At 66.8% G+C, this 14,638-nt stretch carries 17 protein-coding genes; 8 read left to right on the top strand and 9 right to left on the bottom strand.

Annotated elements, in window-relative coordinates; all coding sequences use genetic code 11:
- The first annotated feature begins 18 nt into the window (after positions 1-18).
- Positions 19-651: a hypothetical protein gene (locus AC1RP5_RS06935; RefSeq protein ID WP_493109883.1), complete on the top strand. Its 633-nt coding sequence runs from the start codon at positions 19-21 to the stop codon at positions 649-651.
- Here the strand turns inward: AC1RP5_RS06935 and AC1RP5_RS06930 are convergent, their stop codons facing one another.
- Entirely contained in the window at positions 652-1,041 is a 390-nt protein-coding gene (locus tag AC1RP5_RS06930) for a c-type cytochrome (protein ID WP_493109882.1), read from the bottom strand.
- Between the two features lie 46 nt (positions 1,042-1,087).
- Here AC1RP5_RS06930 and alkB point away from each other — a divergent pair, with 46 nt between their 5' ends.
- Positions 1,088-1,729 (top strand): DNA oxidative demethylase AlkB, encoded by a 642-nt coding sequence (gene alkB / locus AC1RP5_RS06925; protein WP_493113304.1) that lies wholly within the window; start codon positions 1,088-1,090, stop codon positions 1,727-1,729.
- 137 nt (positions 1,730-1,866) lie between these two features.
- Here the strand turns inward: alkB and AC1RP5_RS06920 are convergent, their stop codons facing one another.
- The 4 genes from AC1RP5_RS06920 to AC1RP5_RS06905 are packed head-to-tail and all read right to left on the bottom strand — an operon-like array spanning position 1,867 to position 5,499.
- A complete protein-coding gene (locus AC1RP5_RS06920; RefSeq protein WP_493109881.1) occupies positions 1,867-2,838 on the bottom strand; it encodes a Bug family tripartite tricarboxylate transporter substrate binding protein in 972 nt (323 codons plus the stop codon).
- Positions 2,839-2,869: 31 nt separating this feature from the next.
- Positions 2,870-3,304 (bottom strand): Zn-ribbon domain-containing OB-fold protein, encoded by a 435-nt coding sequence (locus AC1RP5_RS06915; RefSeq protein ID WP_493109880.1) that lies wholly within the window; start codon positions 3,302-3,304, stop codon positions 2,870-2,872.
- Positions 3,301-4,461, bottom strand: a complete 1,161-nt coding sequence (locus tag AC1RP5_RS06910; protein ID WP_493109879.1) for a thiolase family protein — start codon at positions 4,459-4,461, stop codon at positions 3,301-3,303. Before AC1RP5_RS06910 ends, AC1RP5_RS06915 begins: the two co-directional genes overlap by 4 nt.
- 48 nt (positions 4,462-4,509) lie before the next feature.
- A complete protein-coding gene (locus AC1RP5_RS06905) occupies positions 4,510-5,499 on the bottom strand; it encodes a Bug family tripartite tricarboxylate transporter substrate binding protein (protein WP_493109878.1) in 990 nt (329 codons plus the stop codon).
- Positions 5,500-5,592: 93 nt separating this feature from the next.
- Here AC1RP5_RS06905 and AC1RP5_RS06900 point away from each other — a divergent pair, with 93 nt between their 5' ends.
- The 4 genes from AC1RP5_RS06900 to AC1RP5_RS06885 all read left to right on the top strand — a co-directional run bounded on the left by AC1RP5_RS06900 (position 5,593) and on the right by AC1RP5_RS06885 (position 9,477).
- On the top strand, positions 5,593-6,834 hold the full coding sequence (locus AC1RP5_RS06900) for an amidohydrolase family protein (protein ID WP_493109877.1): 1,242 nt from the start codon (positions 5,593-5,595) through the stop codon (positions 6,832-6,834).
- A gap of 23 nt (positions 6,835-6,857) precedes the next feature.
- Positions 6,858-8,381, top strand: coding sequence for an amidase (locus tag AC1RP5_RS06895; protein WP_493109876.1), 1,524 nt, complete (start codon positions 6,858-6,860; stop codon positions 8,379-8,381).
- A 163-nt stretch (positions 8,382-8,544) separates the two neighbouring features.
- Positions 8,545-8,862 (top strand): hypothetical protein, encoded by a 318-nt coding sequence (locus tag AC1RP5_RS06890; protein ID WP_493109875.1) that lies wholly within the window; start codon positions 8,545-8,547, stop codon positions 8,860-8,862.
- Between the two features lie 240 nt (positions 8,863-9,102).
- On the top strand, positions 9,103-9,477 hold the full coding sequence (locus AC1RP5_RS06885; RefSeq protein WP_493109874.1) for a thrombospondin type 3 repeat-containing protein: 375 nt from the start codon (positions 9,103-9,105) through the stop codon (positions 9,475-9,477).
- Positions 9,478-9,547: 70 nt separating this feature from the next.
- Here AC1RP5_RS06885 and AC1RP5_RS06880 read toward each other — a convergent pair whose 3' ends face one another.
- Complete coding sequence (locus tag AC1RP5_RS06880) at positions 9,548-10,450, bottom strand: LysR family transcriptional regulator (protein WP_493109873.1); 903 nt, start codon at positions 10,448-10,450, stop codon at positions 9,548-9,550.
- A gap of 119 nt (positions 10,451-10,569) precedes the next feature.
- Here AC1RP5_RS06880 and AC1RP5_RS06875 point away from each other — a divergent pair, with 119 nt between their 5' ends.
- Entirely contained in the window at positions 10,570-10,980 is a 411-nt protein-coding gene (locus AC1RP5_RS06875) for a VOC family protein (protein ID WP_493109872.1), read from the top strand.
- A gap of 10 nt (positions 10,981-10,990) precedes the next feature.
- On the opposite strand, the gene AC1RP5_RS06870 is transcribed toward AC1RP5_RS06875, so the two are convergent.
- A complete protein-coding gene (locus AC1RP5_RS06870; protein WP_493109871.1) occupies positions 10,991-12,130 on the bottom strand; it encodes a CaiB/BaiF CoA transferase family protein in 1,140 nt (379 codons plus the stop codon).
- A 5-nt stretch (positions 12,131-12,135) separates the two neighbouring features.
- Positions 12,136-12,528 carry a hypothetical protein gene (locus tag AC1RP5_RS06865; RefSeq protein WP_493109870.1) on the bottom strand — a complete coding sequence of 131 codons (393 nt, stop codon included), beginning with the start codon at positions 12,526-12,528 and terminating at the stop codon, positions 12,136-12,138.
- Between the two features lie 20 nt (positions 12,529-12,548).
- On the opposite strand from AC1RP5_RS06865, the gene prmB reads away from it, so the two are divergent.
- Positions 12,549-13,430: a 50S ribosomal protein L3 N(5)-glutamine methyltransferase gene (prmB, locus tag AC1RP5_RS06860; protein ID WP_493109869.1), complete on the top strand. Its 882-nt coding sequence runs from the start codon at positions 12,549-12,551 to the stop codon at positions 13,428-13,430.
- A 78-nt stretch (positions 13,431-13,508) separates the two neighbouring features.
- Here prmB and AC1RP5_RS06855 read toward each other — a convergent pair whose 3' ends face one another.
- Positions 13,509-14,582, bottom strand: a complete 1,074-nt coding sequence (locus AC1RP5_RS06855; RefSeq protein WP_493109868.1) for an ATP-dependent 6-phosphofructokinase — start codon at positions 14,580-14,582, stop codon at positions 13,509-13,511.
- Positions 14,583-14,638 lie beyond the last annotated feature (56 nt).

The raw sequence follows: 14,638 nt of genomic DNA, 5'->3' as shown, positions 1-14,638 counted from the left end.
CCTCCCCCGGAGGTCCTCATGGTTGCATCCTTGCTGCGCGTCACGGCTCTCGTTCTGGCCTTGCTGGGCACGGTCGTCGGCGCAGCCGTTGCCCAAGGCCAACCGCAGGCCCAACCTTCCCCACCACAGCGCGTGCCCGCGCCCGATCGCCATCCCGCGACAGGGCTGACCTTTCCGCCGCAGATCGCGGGCGCCGCCAAGTACGCTTCGACGGACTACGGCAAGACGGTGGGAAAGCCGGAACTGGGGTATGGCTGGAACTACCGCATCGGCGACCAGCTCCTCGCGACCGTCTACGTCTACGACCTCTCCATCCGGTCGATCCCCGACGGCCCGTCGAGCCCCGTCGTGCAGCAGCAGTTCCAGACGTCGCTGCAGGAAATCTACCAGCTCGCAAAATACAATCGCTACGAGGACATCAAGACGGTGAGAGGGCCGACCGACTGCGCGGTCGGCAGCCTCGTCTTCCGCTGCATCACCCTGTCGGCGGTCCGCAGCGTCGACAAGAAGCCGATCTATTCGGCGCTGATGCTGACCGGCTACCGCAACAACTTCCTGAAGCTGCGCCTCGACTGGCTGGAAGGCTCGGCCACCAGCCAGTCGATGGTCGACCAGTTCACGCAGACGCTGGTCGGCGCGATCGCGCGCTGACTACTTCGTCGCTTCCTTGAGATAGGCCACGAGGTCGGCGAGCTGGCCGGCGTTCTTCACGCCGTTGTAGAGCATCTTGGTGCCCGGCACCTTGCCCTTGGGATCGCGGCTGTATTCGGTGAGCGTGGCGTCGTCCCACACGATGCCGGAATTCTTCATGGCGTCGGAAGACTCGTAGCCGCCGCCGGTGCCGGCCTTGCGGCCGAACAGGCCGTGCAGGTTGGGGCCGGTGTGGCTGGTGCCGTCCTTCTCCAGCGTATGGCAGGACTTGCACTGGGTGTTGAAGACGCGCGCGCCCTTCGCGGCGTCTCCGGATTGCGCGGCGGCGGGACCGGCCGCGGTCGCCATGCCGGCGACGATCACAGCGGCGGCAGTGATCCAATTCTTCATCACGCTACTCCTGATGTTCGGGCCGATGATGCCCTATATCTGTCCGATGAGACTGAGCCTGTTCGACGCAGATGGCGGAAAGGAGGCGCTGGCGCCCGGCGCCACGGTGCTTCGCGGATTCGCACGATTGCGTGATGTCGCGCTGCTGGCGGCGATCGAAGAGGTTTCGGCTCAGGCGCCCTTCCGGAACATGGTTACGCCGGGCGGCTTCGAGATGTCGGTGGCGATGACCAATTGCGGCGCCGCCGGCTGGGTCACCGACCGCAAGGGCTACCGCTACCAGTCGACCGATCCGGCGAGCGGCGAGCCCTGGCCGGCGTTGCCGGCGCCGTTCCTGACGCTCGCCGACGAGGCCGCGACGGAAGCGGGCTACACGGGCTTCGTGCCCGATGCCTGCCTGATCAACCGCTACGAGCCCGGCACCAAGCTGTCGCTGCACCAGGACAAGGACGAGGCCTTTCACGGCCATCCCATCGTCTCGGTGTCGCTCGGCCTGCCCGCCACCTTCCAGTTCGGCGGCACCAAGCGCACCGATCCGGTGCGTCGCGTCGCGCTGGATCATGGCGACGTCGTGGTGTGGGGCGGTCCGTCCCGCCTCGCCCATCACGGTATCCTCACATTGAAAAGCGGCGAGCACCAGATGACCGGACGCCGCCGCTTCAATCTTACGCTCCGGAGAGCGTTGTAGCTAAAACTCGTCGTCCCGAGCGAAGGCGCCCGAAGGGCGGCGCAGTCGAGGGACCTTTTTTCCGGCACACGGTCCGTTGAAGCGAAAAGAGGTCCCTCGACTACGCTGCGCTCCGCTCGGGACGACGGGCTATTATTTCACTCCGGCTTGATGTTCTGTTCCTTGATCAGCGTCGTCCAGCGCTTCTCTTCCTTGGCGAGGAAGGTCTTGAACTCGGCCTCCGTCGAGGAACGGATCTCGACGCCCTGGACCTTGAAGCGTTCGATGACCTCGGGGTCGGCGGCGATCTTGGCGATCGCCTTCTGCAGCTTGTCGACGATCGGCTTGGGCGTGCCGGCGGGGACCACCATGCCCTGCCAGAACACCGCCTCGAAATCAGGGAGCCCCGCCGATTCGACGACGGTCGGGATGTCGGGGAACGCGGGCGAGCGCTTCAGGCTCGAAATCGCGATCGCCTTGGTGCGGCCCGTCGCCAACACCGGCTTGGCCTCGAGTGCCGCCGAGAACATCATCTGCGCCTGGCCCGACGCCACGTCCTGGCCGGCCTGCGCGCCGCCCTTGTAGGGAACGTGCGTGATGTTGAGACCGGCCTGCGCCTTCAGCAGTTCGGCGGCGAGATGGTTGGTGGCACCGATGCCCGAGCTCGCGATGTTGAACTTGCCAGGGTTGGCTTTCACGTAGGCGATCAGCTCGGCCATGTTCTTGGCCGGGAACTCCGAGTTCACGTGCAAGATGAAGGGCGTGAACGACATCAGCGACACGAGCTCGAAGCTCTTGTTCGGGTCGTACTGCACCTGCCCGGTCAGTGTCGGATTGATGATCAGCGACGTGCCGGCGGCATAGATCGTGTAGCCGTCGGGCGCGGCCTTGGCGACGAAGTTGGACGCCACGGTGGTGGCCGCACCGGCGCGGTTGTCGACGATCACCGGCTTGCCGAGCTCGGTCGAGAGCTTCTCGGCATAGACGCGGGCGACCGCGTCGTTCACGCCGCCCGGCGGATAGGGCACGACCATCGAGATCGGCTTGGTCGGCCAGTCGGTTTGCGCCGAGACGGCCAACGGCAACAGCAGCGCGGCCAGGGCCGACACCACAAACACGGAACGCTTCATTTTCTTCCTCCCAGGACTGACTTTGTTTTCTCTATTCGGCGACGAACACAGGCAGCGTCACCTCTTTGTTGACCGGCTCGAAACCCAGCTTCACGCGCTTGCCGATCTTGAGATCGGCTTCGGAAACGCCGTGCAACTGCGCGTTCACCCTCACGCCGGCATCCATGTCGACCAGCGCCACGATGTAGGGCGTCGAGGCCTTGAAGAAGAAGTTGAACGGATGGTGGCACACCGTCCAGGCATGAAGGCTGCCGCCCAGCGGCGCCTCCTTGAACTCGCTTTCCATCGAGAAGCAATGCGAACAGACCGGCCGCGGATAGTGCCGGACCTTGCCGCAGGACGAGCAATGCTGGAGCAGGAAGCGGCCCTCGCGCATGCCGTCCCAGAAGGGCTGACTCTCGCGCGTCGGCGTCGGCAGCGGACGTTCAGGGGCCGGCGGAGCGGCCGGTATCGGAGCCTGGCTCATGCCGCCCTCCTCAGGATTGCGATGGACCCATCGCCCATGTCGCCGTAGCCGGTGACGAGGCCAAGCTCGGCATCCTTCACCTGCGCCTTGCCTGCCTCGCGGCGAAGCTGGCGCGTCAGTTCGATCACATGGTTGAGGCCGACCACATGGCCCTGGCTCAACAGGCCACCGTGCGTATTGATCGGCAGTTCGCCGCCCAACGCGATGCGGCCGTCCATCACGAACGGGCCACCTTCGCCGGTCTTGCAGAAGCCCAGGATCTCGAGCTGACGGATCACCGTGAAGGTGAAGCAGTCGTAGATCTGCGCGAGGTCCATGTCCTTCGGTCCCACGCCCGCCATCGCGAAGGCGCGCGGCGCGGATTTCACCAGGCCGAACTCCAGCAGGTCGGGTCGCTGCGCGATCGAGGCCGGCGAGTCGGGATGGCCCTCGGCGGTGCCGGCGATGGTGACCAGCGGCTTCTTGAGATCCTTCGCGCGATCGGTGGCGCTGATGACCACCGCCGCCCCGCCGTCGCTCTCCAGGCTGCAGTCGAACAGCCGGAACGGATCGGAGATCATGCGCGACGCGTGATGGTCCTCGACGGTCAGCGGCTTGTTCATCACGACATTGCCGTTGAGGATCGCGTGCTGGCGCGTGACGACGGCGACCTCGGCGAGTTGCCGCGAGGTCGTGCCATAGAGTTCCATGTGGCGGCGCGCGCCCTGGGCGTAGAGCTGGGCCGGCGCAAACATGCCGATCGGCGCCTCGAACTCGGCCGCCTGCGCAAACACCGGAAACTGCTGCAGGCGCGTCGAGACGCGTTGGCCGGAGTAACCCGTGCGGCCGACCGAAATCAGCACGTGCTTGCAGACGCCGGTCGTCACCGCCATCGCCGCCATCTGGATGGCGGCCACGCAGGTGGCGCCGCCCATCGGGATGAAGGCCGAAAGCGTGAGATCCTTCAGGCCGAGATTGGCGATGAAGTCCTCGGCGATGGCGCCACCCGGAAAGTACGGAATGACGCCGTCGACGTCGCGCGGATCTATGCCGGCGTCGTCGAGCGCCTTGAGGCTGGCCTCGAGTTGCAGCGCGAGGCCGCTCTTGGACGTGCCGCGCGTATACGCGGTCTCGCCAATGCCACTCACTGCCGCCTTGTCGCGAAGCGGATGCACCATCTTGATTTCCTCCGGCGCGCATTGTGCCGGAAGCGGTGCCTCAGGCAATCAGTCTGCGCGGATATTTCCCGCGACGATCACCTCGCGCCAGCGCGGCAGTTCCTTGGCGATCAGCGCGGTATATCCGGCCGATCCCACGGTGCCGGGCCGGATGCCGAGCTTGTCGAAGCGTTCCTTGATTTCGGCGCTTTGCAACGCCGCGGCGATTTCCACCTCCCATCGCTTGGCGATCTCGGGAGGGATTCCGGCCGGCGTGGAGAAGCCGAACCAGTTGGTCGCCACGACTTCGGGGAATCCCGCCTCGCGGAAGGTCGGCACGTCCGGCAGGGTCGGCGCGCGCTCGTCCTCGCTGACCGCCAGCGGCTTCATGCGCTTGGAGGTGAAGTAGCCGGTCGCCGTCGGCAGGCTTTCCATCAGCGCGGTGATCTGGCCGCCCATCAGGTCGTTCATCGCCGGCGCCGAGCCGCGATAGGGAATGTGCGTGAGCTGGGTCTTGGTCGAGAGCGCCAGAAGCTGACCGACCAGATGGTTCATCGTGCCGTTGCCGCCCGAGCCGTAGGTGACCTCGCCCGGCTTGGCGCGGGCCATCTCGATCAGCTCCTTCGTCGAGCCGATCGGCGAGGTGCCGTTGACCGCCAGCACGGTCGGAAAGGTGCCGACCAGATGGATATGGGTGAAGTCGGCCAGCGGATCGTAGGGCACGTCCTTGTAGAGGACGGGTCCGATTCCGTGCGAGGCCGCGCTCGATATCATCACGATGTGTGCATCGCCCCGCGCCTTGGCGACGATGTCGGCGCCCAGCATGCCGCCGGCGCCGGGCTTGTTCTCGACGACGATCGGCTGGCCGAGCTTGGTGCCGAAATATTCGGCGAGGGCACGCGACATGATGTCGGCCGCGCCCGCGGGCGGGAAGTTGACGATCCAGCGGATGGGCTTGGTCGGCCAGGCGGCGGACCCGGTTGCGGTCTGGCCCGCGGCCATGCTCGGAGAAACGGCGGCGGCAGTGCCGGCAAGCAGAAGATGACGTCGAGAGAGCATGGTTCTTGCTGAGCCTCCGGGGCCGTCGGGCTGTTATTGACCGGCGGCATGGTGCAACATGCGTGCCGGCCGCCGCCGGCGACTGGAGTGATGATGGATTTCGACCTTGTCCTGCGCGATGTGCGGCTCGCCGACAGCACGCCCGATCAACCGACCACCGATATCGGCGTAACGCAGGGCCGCATCGCAGCCATCGCCCCCAAGCTGGGCGGCAGCGCGAAGGAAGAGTTCAAGGGCGGCGGACGCCTGGTCTGCTCGGGCTTCGTCGAAACCCACATCCATCTCGACAAGGCCTGCATCCTCGGCCGCTGCGAGCACAACACCAAGCGCATGCCGCACCTCGCGATGGAGCGCGTGTCGGCGGTCAAGCACACGATGACGGTCGAGGACGTGTTCGAGCGCGCCTCGGCCACCATCGAGAAGTGCATCAGCCATGGCGCCACCCGCATGCGCCCCCATTGCGAAGTCGATCCCAAGATCGGCATGCGCGGCTTCGAGGGCGTGAAGGCGCTGGTCGACAAGTACAAGTGGGCGATCGACATCGAGCTCTGCGTCATGCCGCAGGAAGGCCTGACCAATAATCCCGGCACCGACGAGCTGATGGTCGAGGCGCTCAGGAACGGCGCGCGGGTCGTCGGCGCGGCGCCGAGCTACGACAGCGACAGTTCCGCCCAGATCCATCGCGTCTTCGAACTGGCGCGCGAGTTCGATGCCGACATCGACATGCATGTCGACAGCGGCCCGACCGCCGAGCATCTCGACACCCTGCTGGTCTGCGACCTCGCCGAGAAATACAAATGGGGCGGCAGGGTCGCCGTCGGCCATGTCGGCAAGCTCGCGACCATGCCGTTCAAGGACCTCGACAAGGTCGCACGGCGCATGGCCGATGCCGGCGTCGCCGCGACCGTGCTGACCGCGACCGACCTCTATCTCGGCGGCCGCCACACCGACCACAACGTGCCGCGCAACGTCCTCGACCTGAACTTCCTCACCGAGCGCGGCGTCACCTGCTCGGTCGCCTCCAACAACATCCTCAATCCATTCACGCCGTTCGGCGACGGCCAGCTCCTGCGCCAGGTCAACATGCACGCCATCGTCACCCAGCGCGCCAACGACGACGAGGTGAAGGCGCTGTGGGACATGACGACGTCCTCGGCCGCCAAGCTGATGCGCAAGGACGATTACGGCATCGCCGTCGGCGGTCCGGCCGACCTGGTCGTGCTGGATGCGCCCGATGCCGTCATGGCGCTGCGCACCATTGCGCCCGTGCTGGCCGCCTACAAGCGGGGCCGCCGCACCGTCACCCGCACGCCCGTCGAACTGCACCGGCCGTAATCAAGACTCAACAAGAGGAAGAAATGTCCAAAGAAGAACTCGTCACCCTGTCGTCGGTCGAGCTGCGCCGCCGCATCGGCACCAAGGAAATCTCGCCGGTCGAGCTGCTCGACGCCTGCCTCGAGCGCATCGAGGAGGTGAACCCCGCCGTCAACGCCGTGACCGCGATGTGCGTCGACCGCGCGCGCAAGGAAGCCAAGGCCGCCGAGGCCGCGGTGCGCCGCGGTGACGACCTGCCGCTGCTGCACGGCCTGCCGGCCGGCATCAAGGACCTGGAAGAGACCAAGGACCTGCTCACCACCTACGGCTCGCCGCTCTACCGCGACTACGTGCCGGGTTACGACAACGTCATGGTGGGCCGCGTGCGCGCCGCCGGCGCCGTCGTGGTCGGCAAGACCAACGTGCCGGAGTTTGGCGCGGGCTCGAACAGCCGCAACCCGGTCTGGGGCGCGACGGGCAATCCGTTCAACCCGATGCTGAACGCCGGCGGTTCGTCGGGCGGTTCGGCGGCAGCGCTCGCCACCGACATGCTGCCGGTCTGCACCGGTTCGGACACCGGCGGCAGCCTGCGCAACCCGGCGGCCTTCTGCGGCGTCGTGGGCTTCCGCCCCTCGCCCGGCATGGTCGCGGTCGAGCGCCGCGCCATGGGCTGGACGCCGATCTCGGTGCTGGGCCCGATGGGCCGCAACGTCGCCGACGTCTGCCTGCTGTTCGCCAGCCAGATCGGCCAGCACGACAGCGATCCGCTGTCCTTCCCGGTCGAGCCGGAAGCCTATGCCGACCCGTGGCCGGTCGATCTCGGCAGTCTGCGCGTTGCCTACACCGAGGATTTCGGCGGCGCGCCGGTCGAGAAGTCGATCCGCCAGACCTTCCGCGAGAAGATCAAGGCGATGAAGCCGATGTTCCGCAGCCTCGACAAGGTGGACGTGGATTACGGCGGCGCCGACCGCTGCTTCGACGTGATCCGCGCGGTCAGCTTCCTGTCGCGCTACCACGACGCCTACAACACCAAGCGCGATATGCTGGGCCCGAACATCATCGCCAACTATGAACTCGGCGCGAAGCTGTCGCTGGCCGACTTCGCCTGGGCGCATGGCGAGCAGACCCGGATCTTCCGGGCCTTCCAGGAGATCTACAAGGACTACGACCTGGTGATCGGACCCACGGTGGGCTTCTCGCCCTTCCCCTGGAAGCAGCTCTACATCGAGGAGATGGACGGCAAGAAGCTCGGCACCTACTACCACTGGATGGCGACGAAGTACTTCGTCACCCTGACCTCCAACCCCGCCGTGTCGCTGCCCTGTGGCCTCGACGACAAGAAGATGCCGTTCGGCCTGCAGGTCATCGGCCGCTTCCGCGGCGACGGCGAGGTGCTGGGCGCCGCCCATGCGATGGAGCAAGCGTTCAAGACCAATCCTGTTTTGGCCCGCCCGCTGCCCAACATCGCCAAGCTGCGCAAGCCGGTGCCGGCGCTGAAGTCGATCGTCACCCATCCGCCGAAGCTCAACGCCAAGGTGGCGCGCGGCCCGGCGCCCGGCGCGCTCTAGGCAAAACGGCACCCAACGCCCGGCATCCCTTCGCGGTTGCCGGGCGGACGGGCTTTACACAACTTCATCTTTTCGCCCGGGCAATGCCACCAGGGGCGACGTACCTCGTTCTAGAGGGATGTTCCTGTCGCGAGACAAGGTTCGACCCCAAACGGAGGTAGCGATGAACAAGCTGAAGTTCGTGATGGCGGCGGGCCTTCTGGCCGCGACCGCAGCCTGCACCCAGACCGGCTACGACAACTCGTATGCCTACAACAACGGCTACAACACCCGGCCAGTCTACAGCACCGGCTACTACGCCCAGAACAACAACTACAACAACGGCTATTACAACAGCCGTCCGGCCTACAATAGCGGCTACTACTACAACAACAATCAGGGCCGGCGCGGCCCGAATGGCGATTACGACCGCGACGGCATTCCCAACCGGCGCGACCGCGACGCCAACGGCGACGGTGTTCCCGACGCCTTCCAGCGCTAGCCATCCCGACCTCGAAGCGTGATCGACCGGCTCCCGAATTCGTTCGGGAGCCGGTTTCGTTTCCGGGTTCTCTTCGGAGAGGCGGGCGAACGCGGACGCCGCTCTCAACCTCCGGTCACCAGTCGATCACAGACGCCCTCAACAAATCCAGATTGCGACAACACCACGCCACCGTCGCTCGCGAATGTCTTCTCATGGGAACGTCCCGCTCGATAGCGGGCTTCCTCGTGGAGGGAACAGATGCGCTGCGTCAGTTGGCTCGCCGCCGCGAGCTTGGTGATGGTGACGGCGGGGTGTGTGGAACAGTCAGGCTATCCGACGACCTACGGCTACAACCCCGGCTACGGGTCTTCGAACTACGGTTATTCCAGCGGCTACTCGAACAACTATGTCAGCCAGCCGGCCTATTACCGGCCGGCGCCGACCTACTACGCGCCGCCGCCCCAGGTGGTGACCCAGACGCGCTACGTCCCGGTGCAGGCGCCCCCGCCGCCGCAGCGGACGCACTACCGGCCGATGAAGGACAGCGACCGGGACGGCATCCCCGACCGCTACGACCGCGACAAGAACGGCGACGGCGTCCCCGACAAGTACCAGCGCCGCTCGCGCTGGTAAGCCCGGCCTGATCCACGGCGCGATCCTCAGAGTTGATGTGGGGGTCGCGCCGTCTCGGCAACTGGACCATCTAGCCTTCGCCCTGGAACAACGGCCGCAGGAGCTTGAACTCCCGCGCCAGGAACATCGAGAGTGCCCGCATTCGGGCCGTGTGGCGCAACTCGCTGTGCGTGAGGAACCACAAGGTGCTCGACAGTTCGTCGATCGGTGCTCCCATGCGCACGAGGCGAGGATCGCCGTCGGCGAGGTAGCAAGGCAGGACGCCGAAGCCCATTCCGCTCGCGACGGCCAAGGTCAAGGTGTGCAAGCTGCTTGCGTAGAGAGCCGCACGCGGCCAGTACCCGCGACTCTTGAGCCACTGCACGGACGCCAGGTGACCGAGTTCCTCGTCCGGAGCCACCCAGGGGTGACGCCCGAACGCCTTCGTACCGGCAGCGGCAATTGCCGGCGCGCCATAGACGGCCACGGCGATCCTGCACAGTTTCCGTCCGACCAGGGCCTCCGGTGGCTCGCCGCCGGCGCGAAGCGCCGCATCGACCTCGCGCTGACGCAGATCCGCCATGCCGATGCCCGTACGCAGATCGAGCCGGATCTCGGGGTGGGCTTGCCGGAACCGGGCAATGATCGGCATCAGCGGCCCGGCGACGAGCGTGTCGACGGTGGCAAGGCGGATCGACCCGGCGGCTTCGGAATCCTCGTTGCCCACCCTGGCTTCGAGCGCGCCGATCTCTTCCTCGATCCTCGCAGCGAGCGCCGTGACCTCCCGTCCGGCCGGGGTGAGCGACACGCCGGTGTTGTCGCGCCGGAAGACCAGTGTGCCCAAGCGCCTTTCCATGGCCTTGGCATGCCGGAAGACCGTCGGCGTGCTCACCTTGAGATGCACGGCCGCGCCCGCGAACGAACCCGATCGCGCTACCGCGAGGACGAGGCGAAGGTCGTTCCAATCGAGCCGCTGTGGCGCGAAATCCGGCATTTCATCCCTGTTACTACTCACATTTCATTCTAGCCGTATGTTTCGTCCCAGCAAAGGGAGCGGCCGTGGCGTCGAGGCAAGCGCCTGCAGGCCCTCGTCGGTACAGAAGGAATTTCAAGATGGCGAAGATGATCTTTGTGAACCTGCCGGTGCGCGACCTGGCCGCTGCCGAGCAATTCTACCGCGCGCTGGGTTGCGAGAAGAACGAGGCGTTCAGCAGCGACGAGGCCGCCATGATGGCCTGGTCCGAGGCGATCACGTTCCAGCTTCTGCCGCAGGACTACTTCAAGACCTTCACGCCGAAGGACGTCGCCGATGCAAAGGCGGTCACGGAGGTCCTGGTCGCTCTTACGCGCGATAGCCGCGAAGAGGTGGATGCGATCGTGAACGCCGGCACAGAAGCCGGCGGAAGGGCCGACATGCGCGAACCGATCGACATGGGCTTCCTCTACAATCGCTGCGTGGAAGATCCCGACGGCCACGTTCTCGAGTTCGTGTGGATGGACATGAGCAAGGCGCCGGCGAGCTGACGCCGGGCTCCTAGCGGCGCTTCCTGCCGCGGATCTCGGCATCGTGCTGGCCGAGCGTCGGCGCCGGCCGGCGGACGCCGCCGGGGGTCGCGGAGAGCTTGAGCGGCACGCCCAGCGTCTTCTGCTTGCCGGCCTTGGCGTGCTCGACCTCGGCCACCATGCCGCGCGCCAGGATCTGCGGGTCGGCGAAGACCTCGTCATGGTGCAGCACCGGCCCGGCCGGGATGCCCGCAGCCTCGAATTCCGTCAGCCACTCCTCGTTGCTCTTCTTGATCAGCTCCGCCTGCAGGATCTCGACGATCGCGGCATTGTTCTTCACCCGCAGCGCGTTGGCCTTGAAGCGCGGATCGTCGACCAGCTCCGGCTTGCCGATCAGCTCGCAGGTCTTCTTGAAGAAATTCTGCTGGGCCGCGCCGATGGTGATCCAGCCGTCGGCGGTCTGGAAGACCTGGTAGGGCGAGGAACCGCGATGGCCCTGCCCCAGCTTCTCCGGCCGCACGCCGGTTGCGAAATAGTTGGCTGCCTCGTAGACGCCGAGCGACACGGTGGCCTCGAGCAGCGAGGTCTCGACCCACTGGCCCTCGCCCGTCTTGTGCCGTGCCTGCAGCGCGCTCAGCACGCCGATGGTGAGGTAGAGGCCGGCGCCGACATCGGAGATCGCAAGCGGGATGCGGTACGGCGGGCCGTCCTTCGGCCCCGTCACCGACATCAGGCCCGACATCGCCTGGATCACCAGGTCGAATCCGCCGCGCTTGGCATAGGGGCCGGTCTGGCCGAAGCCCGAAACCGAACCCAGCACCAGCCGCTTGTTGCGCGCGTGCAGCGCCTCCCAACCCAGCCCCAGCCGCTTCATCACGCCGGGCCGGAAGTTCTCCAGCACCACGTCGGCGCCGTCGACCAGCTCCCAGAAGACCTTCAGGTCGTCCTCGTTCTTGAGGTCGAGCTTCAGGCCGCGCTTGTTGCGGTTCCACAGCATGAAGGGCGCCGACTCGCCTTCGAGGAACGGCGGCGCGCCGCGCATGGAATCTCCCTGCGGGCTTTCGATCTTGATGACGTCGGCGCCCATGTCGGCGAGCTGCATGCCGCAGAAGGGACCGGAGAGATGCGTCGTCAGGTCGAGGACGACCAGACCGTCGAGAGCGCCTGCCATGTTTGCTATCCCAGAAGTTTGCGAAGGTCTTCGAGCGTGTCGGCCCACCGGCTGACGCCGAGATTGTTCGAGACGATGCGGCCGGCCTGCACGATCAGGAAGCGCGGCGCGCCACTTTTGCGCGGGATCTGCCGCAGGATGGGCGCCAGGTCACCCGGCCAGTATTGCTCCTGATAGACCTCGCGGAAGCGCGCAGCCTCGACCTCTTCCCAGATGACCTGCCGAAACTCGGGCGAGGCGATCCAGGCATTGAGATATTCGCGCTTCCAGCGCACGCAGGGCGGACAGTCGGGACCGCCGATCAGGATCACCTTGATCTCGGCCGGAATGGCCCGTGCCGGCGCGGCAGCGGCCACTGCGACGGCAAGACCCGCGAAAAGAAGCGCGCGGCGATTCATATCCGGTAATGTAGGCCCGCATGGCGCGACCGACCAAACCCTCTCTCGTCACCCTGGGTGATTTCTTCCACTTCGCCGTCGCGCGCTTTCGCGCCGCGAGGCTGGCCTACGGCCACGGCACGACCAATGCCGTCGACGAGGCGGCCTTCATGGTCCTCGAGGCGCTGCGGCTGCCGATCAACCGGATCGACCCGTGGCTCGACCTTGTACCGACGCCGGCTGAGAAGGCCCGCCTGATCACCCTGATCGAGGCTCGCGTGGCCCTGCGCATGCCGGCGCCGTACCTGCTGGAAGCGGCCTACATGCAGGGCGTGCGCTTCCACATCGACCGGCGGGCGCTGATCCCGCGCTCCTTCATCGGCGATCTTTTGGTGGGCGGCGCGCTGCCCACCGCCAAACCGCGCCGAATCCTCGACCTGTGCTGCGGCTCGGGCTGCCTCGCGATCCTGGCGGCGCTCGCCTTCCCGCGCGCCAAGGTCGATGCCATCGACTTGTCGGCCGGTGCGTTGGCGCTGGCGCGGCGCAACGTGGCGACGCATCGGCTGGGCGACCGCATCGCGGTGCATCGCGGCGACCTCTTCAAGCCGCTGCAGGGCCAGCGCTACGACCTGATCATCAGCAATCCGCCTTACGTCGATGCCGGCGGCATGGCCAAGCTGCCACCCGAGTTCCGGCACGAGCCGCGGATGGCGCTGGCGGCGGGCGACGACGGGCTCGACCTGGTCCACCGCATCTTGGCCGAGGCGCCAAAACATCTCACCAAGAGCGGCGGCCTCGTCTGCGAGATCGGCCGCGGCCGCGAACCGCTCGAAGCGGCGTACCCGAAGCTACCCTTCCTCTGGCTCGACACCGAGCTGAGCGAAGGCGAGGTGTTCTGGCTGTCGCGCAGCGATCTTCTCTAGGACCGCGGGCCTCCACAGCGCGGGGGTTACCCCGCTCGAGCCCGCTCATGAATGCGGGCCTGGAGGCCCGCGGTCCGGTTAAGCCGCATCCCCCAGACAGATGCCCAGCGCCCGCGCCGTGCGGATCAGCGTGCCGTCGGGATCGACCGTGCGGGACTTGCCGACGACCCGCGAAAGCTCGACGTCGATCACCTGCCGGTTCCACCACGCCACCATGCGGTCACCCTTACCCTCGGCCAGCAGGTCGACGGCACGCACGCCCAGCGCCGAGGCAAGCAGCCGGTCCTCCGCCGTCGGCATGGCGCCGCGCTGGACATGACCCAGCACCGTGGCGCGCGCCTCCGCGCCGGTGGCCTTCGCGAGCCGTTTGGCCAGCCACTCGCCGACGCCGTGATCAGGCGCGTCGGCCGAAGGATCCGCGGCCTCGTCCGACTGGCCGGCGGCTTCGGCTACCACGACCAGCGCCGAGGTCCGTCCCACGGCGCGCAGGCCCGCGATGTGCTCGACGACATGCTCCAGCTTCCAGCGCACCTCGGGGATCAGCACGACATCGGCGCCGCCGGCGATCGCTGCCGCAATGGCGATGTGGCCGGCGTCGCGGCCCATCACCTCGAGCACCATCGTGCGCTCGTGACTGGTGCCGGTCGGCTGCAGCCGGTCGAGCGCCTCCGTCGCGATGGCGACGGCGGTCGAATAGCCGACGGCGCGCTCGGTGTGGCCGACATCGTTGTCGATGGTCTTGGGAATGCCGATGAAGGGAATGTTCGAGGGCGCAAGCAGCTTGCGCAGGATGGCAAGGCTGCCGTCGCCGCCGACGCCGATCAGCCCGTCGAGGCCGAGCTGTTGCAGCCCCTCGACCATCTCGCCGGAGCGATCCTTGCGGCTGCCGTCGGGCATCGGGAAGGCGAAGGGATCGCCGCGATTGGTGCTGCCGAGGAACGTGCCGCCCTGGCGCGCCAGTGCCGCACTGAGGCGATCGGGATCGAGTTGCACGGCCTCTACGGGGCGTTCGAGCAGGCCGAGCGTGCCGTAGCGCAGGCCGACGGTCGTCCAGCCATGGCCGTGATGCGCGCGCAACGCGACGGCGCGGATCGTGGCGTTGAGGCCGGCGCAATCGCCGCCGCTGGTGAGGATGCCGATTCGTCTCGTCATCTGGATACTCCCGGCTCGCGTGGGCACGACAGGTTGAAAGAGCCAATCAATCTTGA

The organism is Reyranella sp. GW821-FHT12G01, from assembly GCF_058806575.1.
Note: the sequence above shows the minus strand (reverse complement) of the source record. Positions and strands in the feature narration are given on the sequence as shown.